Raw genomic sequence first — 23,446 nt, 5'->3', positions numbered from 1 at the left:
AATTTGAAACAATGAAAAAATTAAAATATATCGCTTTTGCTTTGATTGCTTTCTGGTCGTTGACGAGTTGTGAAAACGAGCTGGAAACAGCTCCTACAGATCAGGCGAATGGAGCGGAGGTTTTCAAAACGGCAGAAAGTGCTGAAACCGTTATTAATGGAGCATGGGCGAAATTTAATGATGACGGACCTACCTATGCGAATATTGGCTATTCAACGGTGTTGAGAACCAGTGATGCCATGGGAAGTGATGCGGCTATCCTTACCAATAAATATGGTTTTCCTTCAGCTTATGCATTTACAGAAATGGTGAATAATACCATCTCAAGGCCACAATTTATTTGGTCTACATTGTATGCAACCATTAATAATATGAATAATGTGATCGCCCGTATTGATCAGACCGAGGGAAGTCAGGCAAAGAAAGATCAGGTAAAAGGACAGGCTAAAGCATTGCGTGCTTTCTGTTATCTGAATTTAGCCAGCTTTTACCAGTTTAGTTATCTGAAAGACAAAACAGCTTTAACGGCTCCTATTTATACGGAACCCTCAACGATCAGTTCTGTTCCAAAGAAAAGAGCTAGCCTCGAAGAAATTTACACATTGATTAAAAGTGATCTGACGGAAGCGGATAATCTTTTGACGAATTATACAAGGAATAATAAAGATAAGATCAACAAATCGGTAGTGAACGGACTTTTAGCAAGAACGTATCTGAATACCGGTGAGTGGAGTAAGGCAGCAGCAGCGGCTAAAATAGCCAGAGCAGGTTATCCGTTAATGACTCCGGAAAAATATAAGGAAGGATTCAATGATATCAGCAACGGAGAATGGATCTGGGGCCATGGGCAGACTCAGGAGCAATCGGGAGCAAGCTATGCTTTTCATTATCTGGATGTGTCTTCTTCGGGAAGTTATTACTACAGTTTTATGGCGGATCCGTTTTTCAAAAATCTGTTTGACACCAATGACATCCGATCTCAGCTGTTTCAATGGGATGGTCTGCCTGGCAGAGAAGGTCTGTTGAGGTATTCCAAGTTTAAATTTAAGACAGGACTTATTGCCGATATTGTATTGATGAGAGCAGCAGAAATGTACCTGATCGAAGCGGAGGCAGAAGTCAGAATTGGAAACAGTACCAATGCGGTGGCGGTTTTAAACCAATTAAAAACGGCCAGAAATGCCAATCCTTACACAGGATCTCTTGCTCAGAATGATGTCATCACAGAAATTCTGCTTGAAAGAAGAAAAGAACTTTTCGGGGAAGGATTCTCCCTTTCAGATATTATCAGAACGCAGGGGACGGTTGTAAGAAAACCATTTGTAGATACCAGCGGACAGCCTATAAAAGTTCAGATTACCACACCTAACGGAACCGTGAAAACAGTGAATGGAAGAGGACATTCGGTCTTTAATTTCCCGGATCAAAGCCAGTTTGCTCCTAACAGCAGATACTATATTTTCAGTATTCCGCAGAAGGAAATTGATAATAATCCGAACCTGTAATTTTATTTAGATTTGATTTTTTTTAGCCATCGTGTAGTGCGGTGGCTTTTTTTTGTTATGGAGATTACAGATGGTGTATAATAAAAAAAGCAGGCCTGCAGTCCCAAATGAAATATAAATTGTCATCTAATTTAGTTTAATTAGCGGTTCTGGAGCAAGTGGAACTTATCCAACAACTGGAAGAAAAAGAAAAAAATTAAAGAATTCGTTCAGCAGAACGTCGCACTGTAAAAAATATCCCCCGAAGATTTTCGGGGGAGTGATTATTTTTATTCCCAAGCTATACCTTGAACTTGTTCTATTTTATTGATCTTCTTACAGCGTAAAAAACCATATTTTGTCTTGAAATTGAATTTTTTTAGTTCTTTATTTTTCCATATGAATTTGGAATATAACAAACTTTCATTATTAAAATAATATTTTATTGTATAATCGCCCTTGAAAAAATTTAAAAAAATATCTTTAACATTTTCAAAATAATAATTTTCATTCAAATTAAATTGAATTTTGATCGACTCTTTTTCTAAATCTACTACAACTAAATCCTCACTAATTTCATTTTCTAAATGAATTAACTTCTCATTTAGGATATCATCTTTGCCCAGGCTATATTTCGATGAGATAAGTTGTTGACGTATTTTTTCTATATCCTCCATATTATCTAACCTTATATTTACCCCAGTCTTTAGGATTTGGAAAAATATGTTTATTAAATTTTCCTATTTTTTCAATATTAAAATGTATTGGATATCCTCTTCCTCCACCAATTTTTGGAAGACTATGTTTCTCAAATCTAATCATAAATTTTGTAGGCTTGTCAAGGTATCCATAACTAAATTGTCCTGCTATCTTTGTTTTATAAAAAAATTTTGCACCAGATACAAATCTAAAGAATCCCGCTCCAGAAAATTCAAGAGCAGCTGCACCCAAACCTTCACTCACTGAAAGACCAGTTCCCTCGGTATGAAGTCTTAATCCGTAGGTAGAATAATCAGCAGACATATTATCACCAGCTTCAAGAACAGTTACAGATTTACTACCAATTAATTTTCCTTTTGCATCATACAAATAATCGGTTGTATCACCTCCCTTTTTTCCTCCTGTTGCTGTAATAGTACCATCTGCATTTCTCCTAAATTCATCATCATCAGCTAAAGGAGAGTCTATCTGATGCTCCAAATGGTTGAAAGCCGTAACAAAAAATCCACTCATCGCTCCCTGCCAGAAGTTTCCTCCGGCCAGTACAGAGCCTACACCACCCGATATAATACCAGTGATTAACATTCCTGTATTGCTTCTAAGTGGGTTAAAGTCAAAAATACCATCGCTGGGAGCTTTCAAGAAGTCTCCTGCTAAACTTGCAAATGCACCACTTGCTGCACCGCTCCAAAAACTACCTCCTGTAACGGAAGAAAGAACACCCATACTTACGGCATGTAATCCTGCTCTTGCCAATACAACACCCGTAGTACCCAGAGAATTGGCAATAGTTGCGACCTGAAACAGTGTTCCTATCCCAAAAGACAATGCCCCGCTTACCATTCCGGTAATCGCTGACGAAGAGATAGATCTAAAAAATCCGCTAACCGTCCAATTACCTTTTATTAATGCTGTAGCAGTATAGGTTGCGGCAGTTATTGCGACTGCAGCAAAAGCTGCTTTAGCCATTACCGCCACCAAAACAGCAAATGCAAACTCCCCGCTTGGGTCATTATACATCAGGGGATTATTCAGGACATATCCATACTTATTATAATTCTGGGTATTGGTAGGATCCTGTATATTTTCATCAGCATTTAAGAACCTTCTTAAGAGCGGATCATATAGCCTACCATTCATGTGAATAATTCCCACTTCTGCAAAATGCTCATGGCTGGTATATCCTCTTTCTACTAATAACGAAGTAGTATCAATTATATTTTTATCAGTGACAATGGCTCCGTTTCCTATTTGCAGATGGGTGAAATTACCCCACGCATCAAAATGTCTCTGTTCCAGCTTATTTCCTGCTTCATCGGTAATAGCTAAGATACTTCCTATATAATCTTTATGCAAGAATTTATAAGAACCAGCTGTTTCATCAAAATTCTTAAGATAAATAATATTGCTGTCATAAGGACTTCCACCAATATAAAGAATATGTTTTTCCTTTCCGGTTATATTATCCTTGAGAACTTCAAAGCTTCCATCTTCACTGTAGTACTTGGTGAATTTTCCTTCCAAATTAGGATCAAAGTTCCCTCCATAGCTTACTTTCTGTCTCATGCTGGTAAGCCCGTACTGAAACGCTACATCCCCTTTTTCACCGTCAATGAAGACAGGATCATTATTTTCGTTATAAGCAATGCTCTGGATGAGGTCATTGTTATAATTTTGAGTTCCTTCCGCGTTCAGGGTCATCCCGGTAGGTTGGTAGATCTTAGTTGAATTTTCATACTTCATTGTTCCTACCTGATCATTTTCCATGATCCTACCTTTAATGTCATAGACATTTCTGTTAGTGGAAGGTTTAATGCCTGTTACGGGATTCGTCCAGTTGATCAGTCTGTTATTGTCATCATAATCAAATGATTCTACAATATTAAAATCTCCTCCGGTTGTTCTAACCTCTAATTCATTTTTAATAGCATTGAAATTATACGAAAGTTGCAGAATGCTTGGTTTAACAGCTGAAGAGTGATTGACTTGGCTCAAAGTTCCATCATTCTCATAGCTTTGATTAATTTCAGCCGCTCCCAATTGAGCTTTAAGAACCTGACCTTTTGAATTGATCTCCTTAAGTTCCCAAAGAATTTTCCCTGAATTTTTATCCTTAACCTGATACAATTCCCCATTCCATGCACTGTATACGTTTTCAACTTCTACTTTAGTCAAAGTTCCCGAAGAATATAATTGTTTTTCGTAGGAAATTACTCTTGCCTTATCATCATAAGTAATTCCTTTTTGGATAAAGTATTTTCCATTACTATTTTCGGATGAAGACAATATTCTTCCCTGAGGATCGTAAGAAATATTAGAACTGTATGCTTTTCCTTTTGATGTCCCCGATTTGGTAATTATCCTTCCTTTATCATCATATGAATAGGAAATCATCTTATTGGTAGCCTGACCGCCATCTGTTGTAGAGAGCTCTTTCTGGGAAATGAGCTGGCCCAAAGCATTGTAAGTGTACTCTTTAGTACCTTTAGGGCTTATTATTTTTTTAGGCTGTCCGAATCCGTCATATTCGTATTTGTACAATCCGTTGGAAGGATCATTGAACTCAGATTTTCTACCCCAAGAATCGTATTTTGTAGTAACAATATTTTCGGCATACTGAGCCTTTATCTGTTCTCCGGCAGCATTGTAGGAGAATTGGATAGTACCTCCCGGATCATTTGAAGACAGAACATTACCTAATACATCTGTAGTTTGGGAGTTTGTTCTTTCGTATCCATTGAGTTCTTTTACCGTCTTTGTTAAGCCTGAAACAGAAGTCACAACCTCTTTTCCATTGAATGATTTTGCATTTATTTTTGTTGGGAAAACAGTATCATCATAAGTGATTGTATTCCATTGGGTAGGATTACTTCCTTCGAAGAAGGGCTCACTTTCTGCAGTTTTTCTTCCCAGTATATCATATTTGGTTTGTTTTGAAACAAATTTCCCCTGTGTGAATGCTTTGGTTAAAACTTCAGATTTCTGTCCCAGTTTGTTGGTGTATGTTTTTGTTACATCACCATTAGGGGCATATTGTATAATTGTTATGCTGGAAATGGCATCTCTTACATACTGATAAGTGGTTGTACCTTCCACATTGGTTTTGGAAGATAGAAGTTTGCCCCATTCGTCATATTTATTGATGAGTATATTGCCAAGCGGATCGGTTTGCTTTTCAATCTGCCCCCAATTATTGTAAATAAAATGAGTTTCCAGACCTAAATTATCGGTTTTCTTTTCTACAAATCTTCCTTTAGGTTCATATACCGCTTTGTTAGTTAATACCTGAGAATCTATACTATTATTGATTGTTTTTTGAGTGATGTTTCCAAAACCATCATAATTATATGTTTCTAAAAGATAACCAGTATTGTCTCTGTTCCAACTTTTGAGCGTTTTTAAAAGGTTATTGTCATAAGTATATTCCTCTTTGGCAGATTTCGTATCTCCATAAGCCTGAACGATATCAGTTTTAGATTCCGGGCGGCCAATATAATAATCTGATCCGGAACCTGCTGTATTATGGATGTAATTGAATGTGGAAATTGTTGTAGCGTAACCATTATTAACATTTAATACGGTTTGTACCGGAAGATAGTAACGATTATAGGATACTGTGTTACTTGTTATGGTATTTGTTAAAAAATCTTTTGTCCTTGTGCTTTCCGGAACAATGGCGGTAACAATTTTCGGTTTGTCGGTAGTATAGATCGAATAAATGTCTACAATCTGACCGTTTAATAGACTGTTTGTTTTATAAATGGTTGATTTTAAACTTAATAATTGGCTGTTGCTTTCCGAAATGTCTGTTGGGAAAATTTTCGATTCATCATTAGTTCTAATACTCCATTCTTTTACTGGAACGCCTTCATTCAGAAGGTCTATTTCTGTTCCGGACCATATTTTTGTATTCTCCAAGCCATCAGCATACCAGGAAGAACGTGCGGTCTGATAATATCCTATCACTCCTTTTCCCTGCATATGTACAGTCATCCCTCTGTATCGGAAGTCCTGTTTTCTGCCTTCCTGTTGAAGTTGAGAGACAGCATATCCTCTGTCTATTCTATTTAAGGAGAAATAGGGATACAGTTCACTTTTTGTATTTTTATAAAAATTAGGCGTAATCACATTATCAGGAACAATTTCCAAATAGGTAGCAGATGTGGTAATTCCCCCTTGAGTAACAGACTGTATTCTTTTTAATTCATCTACCCCTGTAGGTGCTTTAATTTTAAGGACATTATTTTTCCTGAATAAGAAAACATTATAATAGTTATTATTGGATCTTATCACATTGGTTATCGGCTGATAGATGGAAAGATCGTCATACGGCTGAACTATAGTATACTGAGGTGGGGTAGGAAAAGTATAAATATTCTGGGTTACAAAATCTATGGCCCCGAACGTGGGAGTTCCTTTCGAAATCAGCCCATTCACAACAACCCCTATTGTTCTCGTATTTGAAGTTAATGAGTTGGAATACGAATGCACCTGAACAATATCTGATTTTCCATCTGCATTAAGATCCGAAATGGAATACATCGTTCGGCTAAATCTTAGCCAAGCCCCATTATTTTGTGTGGATTCATTTTTATACATTAAGAAATTAGGTTTGAAAGCTGTATTAAAGCTTTTTCCTGTTCCTATATAAAATTTCCAGTCATCTTTACCCACCTTTCCTTCTGTAAGAGGAAGAGTAAAGTCAAGCTTTCCATCCCCATTGAAATCTCCAAATAGTACAGGAAACTCATTCCCTTTGGTTTCTTCTAAATTTCCGGAAAACTTAATCTTTTTTATGTACTCATTGGGTGCTATCTCTACAAATTCAAATATAGTGTATGCAGTGTTGGATACATTAATGATGTCCACCTTTCCATCACTGTCAATATCCATATATTTTTGATCCGTATATAAACTTTCATTAATCCCATTATCCAAAGTATAAGTAGAAACAGAATTCCTTGAATTGCTCAAATCTATGATATATCTTTGTACAGACCCTGATCCTGATAAAGTAAGAAAGACATTAGATATGCCATCACCATTGAGATCCCCTTCATTTAGTATAGCTGTACATGTTGTACATGTTGTTTCAGAAACCAGTTTTTCGAATACCTTGACAAAGGTATTATTTCTAAAAGCATATACATAAATCTTACCGCCTTCATACTCTGCAATCCCATTACCATTAACCACCTTTTTTGTTTCATCCAGAAATGTGTTAACAACTACAGAATTTGAATTAAAGATTTTATTAGTCTGAATAACATTAAAATCATCATTAAAAACCCCCAACTTAATAGTCCCATCGGTCATTACAAAATCCAGATAAGCATCACCATTAAAATCTCCGGTAAGTTGAATTTTATCAAACAAGGCCTGACTGTCTAGATTCCAGCCACTAATAGAGGTTGGACTTACAGTCGGATAATTAAATTCAATTGGATTCGCCGACTGGCCTGTTGAGTTAGATTCAGTAATATTTTTAACGTACTGATAACCTGTATAGTCGGTTGCATATTTTGGTTCATATTTCTTGAAGACTAGTCCATTTGTTTTTACTGTAATATCTTTTAGAATCTTTGTTTGGGTAAACAAAGTTCCGGAACCGTTGATATATGCACTTTCCGGAATATTTCTATTTTTATAATCAAATATAATTTCGTTGAAAGAAGCAGTTCCTAGCTTCTCGTTTCCTCCCCAAGTTATCGATTTAATGACGTTGACATTCTCTTCCTGATCATAGCTATAATTGATAACATTTCCTTGGGAATCTTTCCATTTTACGATACTGAATCCTAAGCGATTGGTAGCATTACTCCAGCCAGGAGCTGTTCCGCCATACCAAGCCTGAGAGCCATCTTCAAAGGTTACCTCCCAATATTCGGGCTGTTTCCAGTTAGGCATATTTCCGAGGGACTTAATTTTGATGTTGGAATACTTCTCTGTAACATACTCTGCACCATCTTTACCATATTCGCCTGACTTTAAAATAAGCCGTTGTCCATTAAAACTGTAGTAGTCTGAATAATCAATCTGGATACTTTTTACCTCACCATCTTTTTCTATGTTTTTTCCAGTTCTGGAAATAGAAGTTATACCAGATAAATTCCAGCCATAACCGGCAATTCCATTTCCTGAATCACTGGAATAGACAAGGTTAATTTGAGGAGCGACACTTTTTACTCCCGGAGGTAAGGCAATGGGTAAAGTAAATTGCAACTGGCCTCCACCTGCAACTTCAATATTTCCCTTTGTATCATGGAATTTTTGGTTACCAAAAACAGTGGTTCCACTTGGATTGTTCGTTCCTGCATTGGAATCCACAGGTCCTCCTCCCGGATTTCCTGTATTGGGTCCTATTTTAGCAACAAAAGGATTGGATACATTAGATGTTGCGTGGAATCCCTGTGCAAGCACCACGGTCTGTGGATCCTGAACCGTCCGTGATGTATTTTCCGCCTGGTAAAGTATGGTCTGTGAAAAGCCCAGTACTGAACACAAGGACAGTATAAATGATAAAATAAATTTCATTTCTATAATATAATTATAAGTGATAATTGTCGATCGATAAAGAAAAAATAGTAGCATCGGAAAATTTTTAAATCTTTCAATGCTCAATCTTTTAATCCAAAAAAAATCTATCTTTTGGTAACATTTCTACCAAAGACTCTTCCGTCTTTCAGAGTAAATCGTAGAATATAAACTCCCCAGTCATATCCGGTCATATTGATCTTCAGCTGACGATTCAAGCCTGGAAGATTCTGTTGTTGGAATTTCCAGTGTACTGTACTATGCTGGTACAGCGAAACAGATTCTATAAGATTGTCTGCTTCTTCAGTCCAGTCTATGGTAAGAACATCATTTACGGGCACTGGATATAATCTTATCTGTTTCCAGAAAGTTTTTTCATCCATTGCAGGAGGAGTTTGTTGCAGGGCGGCTACTGTTTTAACCTCTTTTTTTGCGACTTCTTCAGCAGGTGCATTTTTTGCTGCCGGATTTGGTCCTCTGTATCTCTGGTTTCCGGCTTCATCATATTTGAAATAGACTTCAGTTTGGGAAAAGCCTAAAAAGCCTATAAACAAAGAGAATATCGAAAGTAATTTTGTTTTCATGTGTATTTTATTTTTTTTCAGAAAGAAGTTTTTCCAATTGTTTCTCCATCTTCTCTACCTTTTCAGATTGAATCTTTAACTTTTTATTCTGCTCAATGGAATACAGGGTAAGTTCCTCAATTTTTTCAAGAAGCTTTACGTTCATTTCTGCTACGTTGATACCATCTTGTAAAACCTTTTCTGATGATGGAATATTCGGAAGATGACCTTTCTCCTGAATGTGTTTTTCTACCTCTTCCAAACTGTTTAGCTTGTAATCTTTTTTAAATACATAATCCGCCCATACGTTTGTTTTTACTTCAACTTCCTTAGCAAAAATTTTTCCGTCAAATCGTGCAGTGGCATTATTGAAGAATTTTACCCAGGTGCCATTAGCGCCATCTTGAATTCCAATGTAATACCTCCCGTCATTATAATTGCTAGGCATCGCAAAAATCATGTTATGGGTTTTGCCTAAGTTTCTAAAGACAGTATCTCCAGTCTGAGCTCCAAAGCATCCGTCACAGGTGGATTTTGCAATCTGAAATGAACTAAGTGAACTGGCAACTTCTAAAATTGGATTTTCAGCTTGGTAAATACTGAACGCTGAATCATTATTGACAGGATCATTGGCCCCTATTTTTACCTTTCCATTTGGAAATATACGCATAGCTTCTGTATTGTTGGCTTTAAATACCAAAGGCTGATTATCAGTTGTTCCCAGAAAGTTATTCGAAGGGTTGGTTCCGGAATTCCCTGTAGTATTCCAGGTTTGTGCAAAAAGTGAAGAGGCCGAAAGGCTTAGAATAAACAATAAAGACTGTTTCATAATTTCTATCAGTATATAAGTAGTTTATCAAAAAATGTTTAATGGAAGTATGTTGTAGGTGAAATAACTAAAGGAATAGACTTTTTTTCACTTACTGATGAGATTTATTTTTTTGCAAAAGTAAATAATATCTGAAGTAAATCCATCTAACCTTGATACATATCATATAAAAGAGATTTATTCGGTTTTAAAACGACGAAAAAAAGAAAATATTTAATTAAATTTTCTGAATGGATGAAAAATATTAAATAGGAAAAAAGCGGGTTGTAAGTCTTGTGTGTATCGGCGTATCCTGCAGAAGGAGATTGATAATAATACGAATTTGTAATTATCTAGATGTATTTTTTTTCCATCGTCTAATGCGGTACCATTTATTGTTGGAAAAGAGAGAAGAAAATAGTTTTGAACAGATTGATTGAAAAAAAATGGATGAAAATTAAGGAAGGTTTTTTTATTCAATCTTCAATTGCTTTTTACCAGTTTAAAACCTCTATATATTATCTCTTATGAAGAAAATAAACAACCTTCTCATTTTTATTTCCGTCTTTAAAACCGATCTTGATGCTGTCTAGGCTTTCTCTCTTATTGATGTCATCATAATACAGCACAACATTATCATTGTTAATCCCTCCGCAGAAATCACAATAGAAATTGAGGAATTGACTATGATCACTGTCTTCAACGGAAAGGCCTGCCTTACTTGTCTTAAGATTTTTAATCCTTACACTGAAGGCAAAGAAATTTTTATTGATCGTTTGATCATTTTTCGAGTTCAATTTGAAAGTAGTAAACGCTTCCACAATCTCATAGTCTCCCTGATTGATGGTCACCTTATTTTCCGTAGGTTTATATTCCTTGATGAAGAGATTTTTACTTTTAGATTCTGAAATAGTTTGGGGTAAAAATTCGGTATCAGAACCGACACACGATATTAGGACAAAAAATAAAGGGATTAAAATCAGTTTTTTCATAAGCTATCAGGCACATCTTATATTCAAAAATAAAGAAAATATACTGCCTTTTCAATAAATACTGCAATGTGAGGAATATATTAGGTATATCATGTAGCCTTTCCATTTTAGAAAAAAACTTTACCTTTGTCCGTATGAACCTGTTAAGATGGATACTAGCATTCTATTTCATGGCATTGTCACTGATGCCTTGCGAAGATGTGCACCGTCCTTCAGGACCAACAGATACAAGATTATCCTTCAGCATTAATGACTCCCATTCAAAAGATAAAGGAGATATCTGTTCGCCGCTTTGTACCTGCAGTTGCTGTCAAATGACGGTGTCTTCTTTTAAAATGGATCCTTTATTCGAAATTCCTGACCAGGTTAAGGCTTACTTTTCAAAGAAAATTCTTTTTCAGAAAAACAATTTCGCGTACCAGATGTACGATCATATCTGGCAACCTCCTAAGATTTAATTTTTATTGATTATTAGAAAGTCTGGCTTTCTATCTATTGAACTTTGCAATACCATTGCAGAGGTCTTCGTGATATTTTTGCAGCGGCATTATTGCCGTATGCAGTTATTTCCAATAAAAATTAAATACAGATCGTGTTAGATAAAATCATAAAATTCAGTATCAAAAACAAGGTGATTGTTGGTATTATGACCCTGCTTCTGATTATCTGGGGTGTATGGAGTGCTACAAAACTTCCCATAGATGCCGTTCCCGATATTACCAATAATCAGGTGCAGATTATTACCGCATGTCCTACACTCGCAGGTCAGGAAGTAGAGCAGCTTGTTACCTTTCCCATAGAACAGAGTATTGCCAATGTACCGGATATCGAGGAAACCAGAAGTATCTCAAGATTTGGGCTTTCCGTGATCACCGTAGTCTTCAAAGAAAATGTAGACGTTTATTTTGCCAGACAGCTGATCAATGAACAGTTGAAGCTGGCCGTTGAAGAAATTCCCAAAGGAGTGGGAACTCCCGAACTTGCCCCTGTAAGTACAGGTCTTGGGGAAGTGTATCAGTATATTCTCCATCCCAAAAAAGGCAGTGAAAAAAAATATTCAGCCAAAGATCTCCGTACCATGCAGGATTGGATCGTCCGCAGACAACTGAACGGTACTCCGGGAGTAGCTGAAATCAACAGTTTCGGAGGAGAATTGAAACAATATGAAGTAGGGGTGAATCCTGACCGCCTTAAAGCAATGGGCGTAAGTATTACAGATATTTTTACCGCTTTAGAAAAAAACAATCAGAATACTGGTGGAGCTTATATAGACAAAAAACCGAATGCCTATTTCATCCGGGGAATTGGTTTTGTTACCTCTTTGGAGGACATTAAGAATATTTCCGTTAAAAATGAAACAGGAAGCGTTCCGATTTTTATAAAAGATGTTGCAGACGTACGTTTCGGAAGTGCTGTTCGTTACGGAGCATTGACCTATAATGGAAAAGTAGATGCAGTAGGAGGTGTGGTCATGATGCTGAAAGGAGCCAACAGTAACGATGTTGTAAGTCTTATTAAAGCTAAAATCCCAACCATTCAGAAATCGCTTCCCGATGATGTGGTCATAGAACCATTCTTGGATAGAACAGATCTTGTCGGAAGAGCAATCAATACCGTAGAGAAAAACCTTATTGAAGGTGCCCTGATCGTTATTTTCGTATTGGTGGTTTTCCTTGGAAACCTGAGAGCAGGACTTATTGTAGCTTCAGCGATTCCATTATCATTGCTGTTTGCTTTGGGAATGATGAATGTTTTTGGAGTCAGTGCCAATTTGATGAGCCTTGGAGCCATAGATTTCGGATTAATCGTAGATGGTGCCGTGATCATCGTTGAAGCTACTTTACATCATTTAGGCTTAAGGAAGTCTGTACGGAATCTTACTCAGAACGAAATGGACGAAGAAGTTTTCCTCTCCGCATCCAAGATCAGAAGCAGTGCCGCTTTCGGAGAGATCATTATCCTTATCGTTTACATTCCCATTCTTACACTGGCAGGAGTTGAAGGAAAAATGTTTACTCCGATGGCCAAAACAGTAGGATTTGCCATTTTAGGAGCTCTGATCCTTTCATTGACCTACATCCCGATGATGAGTGCCTTGTTCTTGTCTAAAAAAGTATCGCATAAAGAAACTTTTTCAGATAAGATGATGAATTTCCTGCAGAAGATCTATCAGCCGATGTTGCACAAAGCAATTAAAGTAAAATATATCATCGTGTCAGCAACGGTTTTCATTTTTGTCATCAGTGCTTTTATTTTCAAAAATATGGGAGGTGAATTTATTCCGCAATTGCAGGAAGGCGATTATGCATTCCACTGTATCCTGCCGCAGGGAAGTTCGCTCAGCCAGAGTATCGAAACTTCCATGCAGGCTTCCAGAATTATCAAACAGTTTGATGAGGTGAAAATGGTCGTTGGAAAAACCGGGTCCGCGGAGGTTCCTACCGATCCGATGCCTCCCGAAGCCACCGATTTGATTGTCGTTTTAAAACCACAAAGCGAATGGAAATCAAAAAAATCATACACAGAACTCGCCGATGAGATCAGTGAGAAATTAGAAACCATTCCCGGGGTGTTTTTTGAAAAAAACCAGCCAATCCAGATGCGTTTCAATGAGCTGATGACGGGGATCAGGCAGGATGTTGCCGTTAAGATTTTTGGGGAAAACCTGGATTCACTGTCTATTTATGCAGATAAAGTAGGAAAGATCATCCAGACCGTTGACGGAGCCACGCCTCCGCAGATTGAAAGAATAAGCGGACTTCCCCAGATCAATGTAGAATACGACAGAACGAGAATGGCTAATTATGGTTTAAATATAGAAGATGTAAACAACGCAGTAAGTACAGCCTTTGCCGGTAAAGCAGCCGGACAGGTGTTTGAAAACGAAAGACGTTTTGATCTTGTCGTCCGTCTCGACAGCCTTCATAGAACCAATATCGATGATGTGAATAACTTAATGATTGCCACGGGTACAGGAGCTCAGATTCCCCTTTCCCAGGTGGCTAATGTCAGCTATAAACTGGGTCCTGCACAGATCAGCCGTGAAGAGGGAAAAAGAAGAATCGTGATCGGTTTCAATGTAAAAGACCGTGATGTACAAAGCGTCGTGAAAGATATTCAGACCAAACTGGATCAACAGATCAAGTTACCTTCCGGATATTATTTTACCTATGGTGGACAATTTGAAAATTTACAGGAAGCCAGCAAGCGTCTGATGATTGCCGTTCCGGTTTCATTGTTTCTGATCTTTATGTTACTTTATTTCACCTTTCACTCATTTAAGCAGGCTGCATTGATCTTTACGGCCATTCCCATGAGTGCCATTGGTGGGGTATTTGCCCTTCTTTTAAGAGATATGCCTTTCAGTATCAGTGCCGGAATCGGATTTATCGCACTTTTCGGAGTCGCAGTTCTTAATGGAATTGTTTTGATCGGAACCTTTAACCAACTTGAAAAAGAGGGCGAGACGAATGTATTGAAGAGAGTATATGAAGGAACGAAAACCAGACTAAGACCCGTTCTGATGACCGCAACAGTAGCTTCACTGGGATTTCTGCCGATGGCGATTTCTACAGGAGCCGGAGCTGAGGTACAGAAACCATTGGCAACCGTAGTTATCGGAGGATTGGTAACCGCTACATTTCTTACTTTATTTGTTCTGCCGATGCTCTATATTATTTTTAATTCAAAGATTCCATCGAAGATGAATAGAATTAAACCATTCACAACAGTTATTGTTCTTGGGTTGCTGATGTTCGGACAGACGTTTAATGCGCAGACCAAACAGATTTCCGTAGATCAGGCAGTAGAAATGGCCACTGAAAACAATTTGGTTTTAAAATCAAAAGATCTCAATATAAAATCTGCAGAAGTGCTGAAAGGGACGGCAAAAGAACTTCCCAAATTAAATTTTGAAGCACAGTTGGGACAGTACAACAGTCCGAAATTCGACCAGTCATTTGCCATTTCGCAAAACATTCCTTTCCCGACACTGTTCAAAGCAAGAAGAGAATTGATCTCCGAAAACATCAGAAGCAGACAGATTGATAAAGAAGTTTCGGCGAACGAACTGACCAAACAGGTTAGGAATTATTATTATCAGATCGAATACCTTCAGTACAACAAATTCAAACTGAAAGATCTGGACAGCCTTTATCAGGATTTTATCAGAATTGCCACTGTGAGATTTAAAGCAGGAGACATAAAGAAGATTGAGATTAACACCGCAGAAACCCAAAAGGGTGAAATCAGCCTCCTGCTGAAACAAAATGAAGTTTATTTAAACAATGCCTATAAAAATTTAAAGACATTATTGAACACTTCCGAAGATTTCGAAGTTCCCGTCAAAAAGGATTATGAACCTTTAAGAACAGAAAATATCCTCGACAGTTCATCCATAGCTAATAATCCTACGGTTAAGGCTTTTTATCACGAAATGAAAATTGCTGAAAAAAATAAAAATGTGGAAAAATCACAGGGACTTCCAGAATTCAGCCTTGGATTGACAAGTCAGTCGCTGATAGGTTTCCATACCAAAAACGGGCAGGAAAAATTCTATAATGCCGGCGACCGTTTCAATTCCTTCTCTTTGGGGGTTGCGATTCCGTTGACGTTTGGAGCAACAAAAGCAAGAATGCAATCTTTGGAATATGAAAAACTAGCGGCTGAAACCAATGCAAAGATGAAACAGAATCAGCTTTCGACACAGCTTGAAAATGCTTTTGCACAATATCAGCAGGATATACAGCAGTATGAATATTATGTAAGTCAGGCAATCCCGAATGCAGAAAAAATTGTCAAAGCAGCCCAATTAGGCTACAAAACTGGAGAAATCTCTTACGTAGAATATCTTTTTGCCCTGCAGACTGCCACGAATATTCAGCTAAAATATTTAGAATCCATTCAGCAGGTCAATCAATCTGTAGTTACCATTAATTCAATCATCAATAAATAACATGAAAATAAAGCACAATATCATATATCTGACCGTCACGGCATTTTTACTTATAAGCTGCGGAAAAAAAGAAGCGACAATAGAAAAAACTGAAGTGAAAACTGAAAAGGCTGAAACTGGCCACGAAGAAGCACCTCAGACTATTGCTTCGTTAACAGAAGATCAAATCAAATCTGTAGGAATATCTTTAGGCCCCATAGAAATGAAAGAACTTACTTCCACCATCAAGGCAAACGGCCTTCTGAGAGTTCCAAACAATAATAAGGCGACGATCACTTCCTTGTACGGCGGAGTGATCAAAACTCTGAATGTGCAGGTAGGAAGCATCGTGAAAAAAGGACAGGTGATTGCAACTATCGCCAACCCAGAATTTATCCAGCTGCAGGAAGAATACCTGACCACGAACAGCAGAATTACCTATGCAGAGCAGGAATACAGAAGACAGCGGGAGCTTTTTGATAATGATGCAGGGGCAAAGAAAAATCTTCAGAGCTCAGATGCAGAACTTAAAACCCTGAGAACAAAGAAAGCCTCTCTTTTAAGACAGCTTCAGATGATGGGAATAAGTCCGGGGAAAGTAAATAATTCCAATATGAGATCAGGGCTCGTCATTACGGCACCAATCAGCGGAACCGTTAGCAGTATCTCCGCACAGATTGGAAGCTATGTAGACGTTTCGTCGCCTGTGGCGGAGATTATTGATAACAATTCGATTCACCTTGATCTGCAGGTTTTTGAAAAAGATCTTCCTAAAATGAGAGTAGGACAGATCGTGCATTTTAAGCTGACCAATAATCCTGAAACGGAATATGATGCCATGGTTTACAGTGTAGGATCTTCGTTTGAAAACGAAAGCAAGACCGTTTCTGTACACGGAACAGTGACCGGAAATAAGGCAGGCCTCATCGACGGCATGAATATCACCGGAATTGTAAGTCTTGATAAAAATACAACTCCAGCCATTCCTAATGAATCTATCGTAGAAGCAGACGGAAAATACTATGTTTTCATCCGTACCGATAAAAAACCGGAGGAACATGAAGAAGAATCCGGAGATGATCACAAAGAAGAAAAAGGACAACCTGCACAACATCAAAAAACCTTGAATTTTGAAAAAATAGAAGTGATAAAAGGAACATCAGATATGGGATATACAGCCATTACGCCTGTAAAGGGAATTCCTGCCGATTCGAGAATTGTAGTTAAAGGAGCTTTTTTCGTTAATGCTAAACTTTCCAATTCCGGGGGACATGAGCATTAAAATAAGGAAATGATCATTGATTTACAGGAACAGACCGGAAGAACTACCGATTTTTATGCCTAAATTAGAGGAGGTTACGGTAGATTTTTCAGAGTCAGACAGACAAGAAACATTTTAATACATCTTCAGTTATGCTGTTAAACAAGAAAATATCCATCTGGTATTTTATCCGTGAAATAAAAAACCAGATCCTGTATATGGGAATATTTGCTGTATCCATAGGATTATTAGACCTTCTCCCATGGTTCCGGAAAATCTCACTTCCCCTTAATATTCCGGCTCTTTTGGGAACGGCTGTTTCATTGCTGCTCGCATTCCGGACTTCCCAATCCTACGAAAGATGGTGGGAAGCCAGAACAGTCTGGGGCGCGATAGTGAATGATTCAAGGACGCTGATGAGGTTGGTCACTCAGTTTTTCCCGGCGGGAGAACATAAGATCATAAAGGAATTTGCAGAAAGACAAATCATCTGGACGTATGCACTTGGTGAATCCCTGAGAAGACAGCCTTTTTCAGACCGGGTTCAGAACTATCTGGATGAACATCAGATCAAAGCAGCAAATATTCCGAATGCCCTTCTGGATAGACATTCCCAACAGCTCAGAGAAATTGCTTTTTCGAAAGGTTTAACAGACTTTCAGCAGATGCAGCTTAACGATATCATCACCAGACTCTGCGACAGCATGGGGAAATGTGAAAGACTGAAAAATACGGTTTTTCCAAGGTCTTACAGTATTCTCCTGCATACGCTGATCTATGTCTTTGCCGCGATCCTTCCTTTTGGACTGGATGATGGACAGCTGGCTGTAGAGATTATCATTACGTTCCTGATTCCGGTGATGTTTCTTGCGATCGAGAAAACATCCATTATCATGCAGGATCCTTTTGAAAACGGGCCTGTAGATACGCCTGTGACCGCGCTGGCACAGACCATTGAAATTAATATTAAACAGATGACAGGAGATCAGAACATTCCTGCTAAAAAAGATAATTCTTTGTATTACGAAATGTGATCAATAAAATTTCAGAAAAACATGGAAGAAATAAAAACACAGACAGGTTCACCGGCGAGCAGACATAAAAAGAATCTGCTTTTTGTCCTGCTGCTGAGCGGAACCTATATGATCGCTGAGGTGATCGGGGGCCTTGTCACCCAAAGTCTTGCCCTGATGGCAGATGCTGCACATATGCTGACTGATGTGGTCGGTTTATTTTTGGCATTTATCGCCATCAAAATAGGAGAGCGGAAAGCAGATGCTTCTAAGACATTCGGGTATTACCGGACAGAGATATTGGCAGCAGTAATCAATGCAGTGGTATTACTCGGTATTTCCCTGTACGTACTGTACGAAGCGTACCAAAGATTTCAGAATCCTCCCGCGGTCCAGAGTAAAACAATGCTGATTGTAGCGGGAATAGGACTTGTCGTCAATATTATTGGAATGATGATCCTCAGAAAAGATTCAGAAGGAAGCCTGAATATGAAAGGAGCTTATTTTGAAGTACTTTCCGATATGCTTACCTCCATCGGAGTCATGATCGCCGGAGTTGTTATGCTGACAACGGGTTGGTATTATGCAGATCCAATCATTTCCGCCGCTATTGGACTTTTGATCTTTCCGAGAACCTGGCGTTTGTTGAAAGAAGCAGTTAATGTATTATTGGAAGGAACCCCCAAAGATGTAGATATTCACCAGCTGCGTCAATCACTGGAAGGTGTTCCGGGAGTGAAAGAAGTTCACGATCTTCATGTATGGTCATTGACCTCAAGCGTAAATGCGATGAGCGTGCACATTGTCAGAGATAACGGAACGGCTCAGAATCCATTGCTGAAAACATTGGCGGAAGTGACCACCGGAAATTTTAAAATCAGCCATACTACTTTTCAGATTGAAGAGGAAGGCTATGAAGAACAGGAAATGCATCTATAAAAATTAATCGTACAAATGAAAAAAGATATAGAAACCAAACTCATTGATAAAAATACCAAGCCTACCAGCATGAGGATTCTCGTCTATGATTTTTTGAGTACACAGGAAGCTGCGTTGTCTCTTTCTGAAGTAGAAAATCATTTTGACAATGCAGATCGGACTACGATTTACCGGACATTGAAAACTTTTGAAGAAAAGGGAATTGTTCACAGCATACAGGAAAATACCACCACAAAGTATAAATTATGTGATGACGGCTGCGATGAAAAAACCCACAAAGACTGGCATCTGCATTTTTACTGCAAAATATGTAAACAGACCACCTGCAGAGAAGATATTTCATTTCCTCAAAATGTTCAGGCCAACTTTCGAATCGATGAAATAAGACTTTTTGCCAAAGGAATCTGCGAAAACTGCCTTGAAAGTTTGCAATAGTATTGCATTGAGTATACCCTTAATTTTACATCAAAATAGTATTTATGGAAGAATGTTGCAGTACAAAACCCAAAAAGAAAGAACAGCATGCCCACGATCATTCCGAAGGAGACGGACATGATCACTCTCACGATACAGGAGACAAAACACCTTTTCAGATGTTTCTTCCTGCCATCATCTCTTTTCTGCTGTTGCTGATAGGAATCGCATTAGATAATTATATAAAAACAGAATGGTTTACAGGCTGGGTACGCTTAGTATGGTATCTGGCTGCCTATATTCCGGTAGGATTTCCCGTATTAAAGGAAGCCTACGAAAGTATCATTCACGGGGATGTCTTTTCCGAGTTTTTCCTGATGGGAATTGCGACAGTAGGAGCATTTGCAATTGGTGAATATCCCGAAGGTGTTGCTGTAATGCTGTTCTACTCCGTAGGAGAGGTATTTCAGGGAATGGCCGTTTCAAGGGCAAAAGGAAACATCAAAGCATTGCTGGATCAGCGTCCTGATGAGGTAACAGTCATTGAAGGCAGTCAGCCTAAAACTATTAAAGCAAAAGAAACAAAAATAGGCGATATCATCCAGCTGAAACCTGGAGAAAAACTGGCTCTTGACGGTGAACTTATGACAGAATCAGCTTCATTTAATACGGCTGCTCTTACAGGAGAAAGCAAACCGGATACTAAAATAAAAGGGGAGGCCGTACTGGCGGGGATGATTAATATGAACAGCATTGCTCTCGTAAAAGTAAATACCGCTTACGAAGACAGCAAGCTGAGTAAAATTCTGGAACTGGTTCAAAACGCTACCGCGCAGAAAGCCCCGACCGAATTATTCATCAGAAAATTTGCAAAAGTATACACCCCGATTGTCGTATTTTTGGCCATCGGAATCTGTCTTCTGCCTTACTTCTTTGTCAGTGATTATCAGTTCAGAGATTGGTTATACAGAGCCTTAATCTTCCTTGTTATTTCATGTCCGTGTGCATTGGTGATCTCTATTCCACTTGGATATTTCGGAGGAATTGGAGCAGCCAGCAGAAATGGAATTCTTTTTAAAGGAAGTAATTTTCTTGACAGTATCGCAGAAATTCAGAATGTGGTGATGGATAAAACAGGAACCATGACAGAAGGAGTATTCAAAGTACAGGAAGTTAACATCAAACCTGAATTCAATAAAGATGAGATCCTGAAACTGGTCAATACTCTCGAAAGCAAAAGTACTCACCCTGTAGCAACGGCAATCCACAATTATGCAGGCGAAATAGATCATGCTATTCCTCTTGAAAAGGTAGAAGAAATTGCAGGACATGGCTTAAAAGCCTCAGTCAATGGAAAAGAACTGTTGGTAGGTAATTTTAAGCTGATGGATAAATTCAAGATCAGCTACGATACCAATCACTCGAATATTGTGTACACGCTTATTGCCATAGCTTATGATCAAAAATTTGCTGGCTATATTACCATTGCAGACAGTATAAAAAGTGATGCTAAAGAAACCGTTGAAAACCTTCACAGGATGGGTGTAAAAGCCACTATGCTCAGCGGGGATAAAAGTACCGTTGTCAAATATGTGGCAGACCAGTTGGGTATCGATAATGCTTTTGGAGATCTCTTACCGGAAGACAAAGTGAATAAAGTAAAAGAGATCAAAGCCAAAAATCAAACCGTAGCCTTTGTCGGTGATGGCGTGAATGATGCTCCGGTAGTAGCACTTAGCGACGTAGGAATTGCCATGGGCGGGCTCGGAAGCGATGCCACAATTGAAACAGCAGATGTCGTGATACAGGATGATAAACCGAGCAAAATTCCAATGGCGATCAATATCGGTAAACAGACCAAGAAGATCGTTTGGCAGAATATTGTTTTAGCCTTCGCGGTAAAAGCAGTTGTTTTAGCTCTGGGAGCCGGAGGTCTGGCAACCATGTGGGAAGCGGTATTCGCAGATGTGGGAGTAGCAATGCTGGCCATTTTAAATGCGGTGAGAATACAAAGGATGAAGTTTAGTTAGAGAGTAGGGGGTAATCCCTTTCTCGCCTTTGCGATTAAAACCCCTGTATTCATTAAAAAATATGAAACACCCAAACCTTATAGATGGTCAAAATCTATAAGGTTTTTTTATATCCAAAAAAGAATCTGCAAAATCACCACAATCCGCGAGAAAAAGAATAACTCAAAACTCCGTAACGAAATATTCCCCACCAAAAATAATCAATGACATTCATCATAAATAATCCATAAACCCAATTTGAGTAGTATATTTGTACAACAGAACAGATCATTGAGATTTTTTATTTCCATATTCATCATTTTTACCATTGCATTACGCCCTGTTTTGCCATTGGTGAACTATGCCGTGAACTATGATTATATTGTAAAAAACCTCTGTGAGAATAGAAATGTTCCTCAGTCAACGTGTAAAGGGAAATGCTATGTCAGCAAAGAACTGGCAAAAACAGAAAAGCAGTCCAATAATTCTCAGGTCATTAAAATATCTGTGCTGGATGTTTTTGTTTCTCATGATACCCTTTCATTTTTAGGTCAGAGAGAATCTGATGCTGAAGCTAAGGCTATACATTCGGATTATATTGTTGATCATACTTCAGAATATTTTTCCAGGATATTCCATCCTCCTTTAGCTTAATTTCAACTATTCTTTTAGTTTTTTTCTCAAAAATGTCTTCGTGTGGTACGCATGAGTGTTGCTTTTAATGGCATCCCGCAATAAAACCCATGATTATCTTTGCGTTGAGAATTAGTTTACACATTTATCATACTATTAATTTCAATTTAAAATTAAAATGAAATCAAAAATTATTTTGACTGCATTATTGTCAGTTTCATTATTCGCCTGTGGCCAGGAAACCCCTAAGGTAAAGCATAAAAAGAGCACAGCATCTTCAAAATCCACTGGTAGCAAAGTGAAATTTGCCAATGCAGAAGATCCTATCTGTCACATGAAAACGGAGGATGATATGAAAGATACCGCAGTCTATAAAAATAAAACGTACGGTTTTTGCAGTAGCTTATGTAAGGACGAGTTCAAAAAAAATCCTGAAAAGTATGTCCAAAAATAACAAGACCCAAACGGGTGCAAAGAAAAAGGTAATTATTCCAATTGCAATTTTTGCTTTGTTGTTTCTGGGAATTGGCGTAGGAATGGAATATTTCAAGAAGAACCTGTACACGGTAATGAAGGTTCCCGATTTTGAACTCACCGATCAGAACAATAAGAAAATCACCAATAAAGAGATGCTTGGAAAAGTATATCTGGTAGAATTCTTCTTTAGCAAATGTCCTACCATATGTCCGGTGATGAACCGTAATATGAGGTTTATTGAAGATGAGGTAAACAGTCCTGATTTTGGGATTATTTCAATAAGCATTGATCCTGATAACGATACGCCGGCAGCATTAAAAGAACATGCTAAAAGTGTAGGCGCAAAATCTCCGGACTGGCATTTTCTTACGGGAAACAGAGAGTATATAGGAAAGCTGGCAGACCAGTTCAATATCTATGTCGGGGATAAAGAAGATGAAGGAGAAAGCCTTAATCATAGCGGAATGATCGCTCTGGTAGATAAAGAAGGAAATATCCGCTGCAGGTACAATAAAGACCATATGCCGATCCTGTATTATTCGGGATTGAATTATGAAGATCCGGAAGGGAAGACCCCAAAGCTTAATGGGAAATACCACCCCGACAGGGAGATATTGGTCGAGGATATTCAAAAATTATTGAAATAGAGTAAAGAAACGAAGATGG

Annotated in this window: 16 protein-coding genes; 11 read left to right on the top strand and 5 right to left on the bottom strand. The window is 38.2% G+C overall.

Annotated features, from left to right (window positions below; all coding sequences use genetic code 11):
• Positions 1-11 precede the first annotated feature (11 nt).
• On the top strand, positions 12-1,505 hold the full coding sequence (locus BUC06_RS04380; protein WP_073330218.1) for a RagB/SusD family nutrient uptake outer membrane protein: 1,494 nt from the start codon (positions 12-14) through the stop codon (positions 1,503-1,505).
• Between the two features lie 269 nt (positions 1,506-1,774).
• Here BUC06_RS04380 and BUC06_RS04375 read toward each other — a convergent pair whose 3' ends face one another.
• The 5 genes from BUC06_RS04375 to BUC06_RS04355 all read right to left on the bottom strand — a co-directional run bounded on the left by BUC06_RS04375 (position 1,775) and on the right by BUC06_RS04355 (position 11,101).
• Positions 1,775-2,161: a hypothetical protein gene (locus tag BUC06_RS04375; RefSeq protein ID WP_073330215.1), complete on the bottom strand. Its 387-nt coding sequence runs from the start codon at positions 2,159-2,161 to the stop codon at positions 1,775-1,777.
• 1 nt (position 2,162) lies between these two features.
• A complete protein-coding gene (locus tag BUC06_RS04370) occupies positions 2,163-8,738 on the bottom strand; it encodes an RHS repeat-associated core domain-containing protein (RefSeq protein ID WP_228423614.1) in 6,576 nt (2,191 codons plus the stop codon).
• A gap of 107 nt (positions 8,739-8,845) precedes the next feature.
• Positions 8,846-9,322, bottom strand: a complete 477-nt coding sequence (locus BUC06_RS04365) for a hypothetical protein (protein ID WP_073330209.1) — start codon at positions 9,320-9,322, stop codon at positions 8,846-8,848.
• A gap of 7 nt (positions 9,323-9,329) precedes the next feature.
• On the bottom strand, positions 9,330-10,130 hold the full coding sequence (locus tag BUC06_RS04360; protein WP_073330206.1) for a cell wall anchor protein: 801 nt from the start codon (positions 10,128-10,130) through the stop codon (positions 9,330-9,332).
• A 497-nt stretch (positions 10,131-10,627) separates the two neighbouring features.
• Positions 10,628-11,101: a hypothetical protein gene (locus BUC06_RS04355; RefSeq protein WP_073330203.1), complete on the bottom strand. Its 474-nt coding sequence runs from the start codon at positions 11,099-11,101 to the stop codon at positions 10,628-10,630.
• A 134-nt stretch (positions 11,102-11,235) separates the two neighbouring features.
• Between BUC06_RS04355 and BUC06_RS04350 the strand changes: the two genes are divergently transcribed.
• From BUC06_RS04350 to BUC06_RS04305, 10 genes are all read left to right on the top strand, one after another.
• Positions 11,236-11,559, top strand: a complete 324-nt coding sequence (locus BUC06_RS04350; protein WP_073330200.1) for a DUF6660 family protein — start codon at positions 11,236-11,238, stop codon at positions 11,557-11,559.
• Between the two features lie 134 nt (positions 11,560-11,693).
• Positions 11,694-16,055: a CusA/CzcA family heavy metal efflux RND transporter gene (locus BUC06_RS04345; protein ID WP_073330196.1), complete on the top strand. Its 4,362-nt coding sequence runs from the start codon at positions 11,694-11,696 to the stop codon at positions 16,053-16,055.
• Position 16,056: 1 nt separating this feature from the next.
• Positions 16,057-17,316, top strand: a complete 1,260-nt coding sequence (locus BUC06_RS04340; protein ID WP_073330193.1) for an efflux RND transporter periplasmic adaptor subunit — start codon at positions 16,057-16,059, stop codon at positions 17,314-17,316.
• 131 nt (positions 17,317-17,447) lie between these two features.
• The gene (locus tag BUC06_RS04335) at positions 17,448-18,329 is read left to right on the top strand and encodes a bestrophin family protein (protein ID WP_073330190.1); all 882 of its coding nucleotides are present in this window, start codon (positions 17,448-17,450) and stop codon (positions 18,327-18,329) included.
• Between the two features lie 21 nt (positions 18,330-18,350).
• Positions 18,351-19,247 (top strand): cation diffusion facilitator family transporter, encoded by an 897-nt coding sequence (locus tag BUC06_RS04330; RefSeq protein ID WP_073330187.1) that lies wholly within the window; start codon positions 18,351-18,353, stop codon positions 19,245-19,247.
• 15 nt (positions 19,248-19,262) lie between these two features.
• On the top strand, positions 19,263-19,682 hold the full coding sequence (locus BUC06_RS04325) for a Fur family transcriptional regulator (RefSeq protein ID WP_073330184.1): 420 nt from the start codon (positions 19,263-19,265) through the stop codon (positions 19,680-19,682).
• 44 nt (positions 19,683-19,726) lie between these two features.
• Complete coding sequence (locus BUC06_RS04320) at positions 19,727-21,691, top strand: heavy metal translocating P-type ATPase (protein WP_073330181.1); 1,965 nt, start codon at positions 19,727-19,729, stop codon at positions 21,689-21,691.
• Positions 21,692-21,928: 237 nt separating this feature from the next.
• Complete coding sequence (locus BUC06_RS04315) at positions 21,929-22,324, top strand: hypothetical protein (RefSeq protein WP_228423613.1); 396 nt, start codon at positions 21,929-21,931, stop codon at positions 22,322-22,324.
• A gap of 157 nt (positions 22,325-22,481) precedes the next feature.
• Positions 22,482-22,757, top strand: a complete 276-nt coding sequence (locus BUC06_RS04310) for a YHS domain-containing protein (protein WP_073330176.1) — start codon at positions 22,482-22,484, stop codon at positions 22,755-22,757.
• The gene (locus BUC06_RS04305) at positions 22,744-23,427 is read left to right on the top strand and encodes an SCO family protein (protein ID WP_394363674.1); all 684 of its coding nucleotides are present in this window, start codon (positions 22,744-22,746) and stop codon (positions 23,425-23,427) included. Before BUC06_RS04310 ends, BUC06_RS04305 begins: the two co-directional genes overlap by 14 nt.
• The last annotated feature ends 19 nt before the right edge of the window (positions 23,428-23,446 follow it).

The organism is Chryseobacterium carnipullorum, assembly GCF_900142785.1.
In the GTDB taxonomy this organism is placed as follows: Bacteria; Bacteroidota; Bacteroidia; order Flavobacteriales; family Weeksellaceae; genus Chryseobacterium; species Chryseobacterium carnipullorum.
This window is presented reverse-complemented; position numbering and strand designations above follow the sequence as displayed.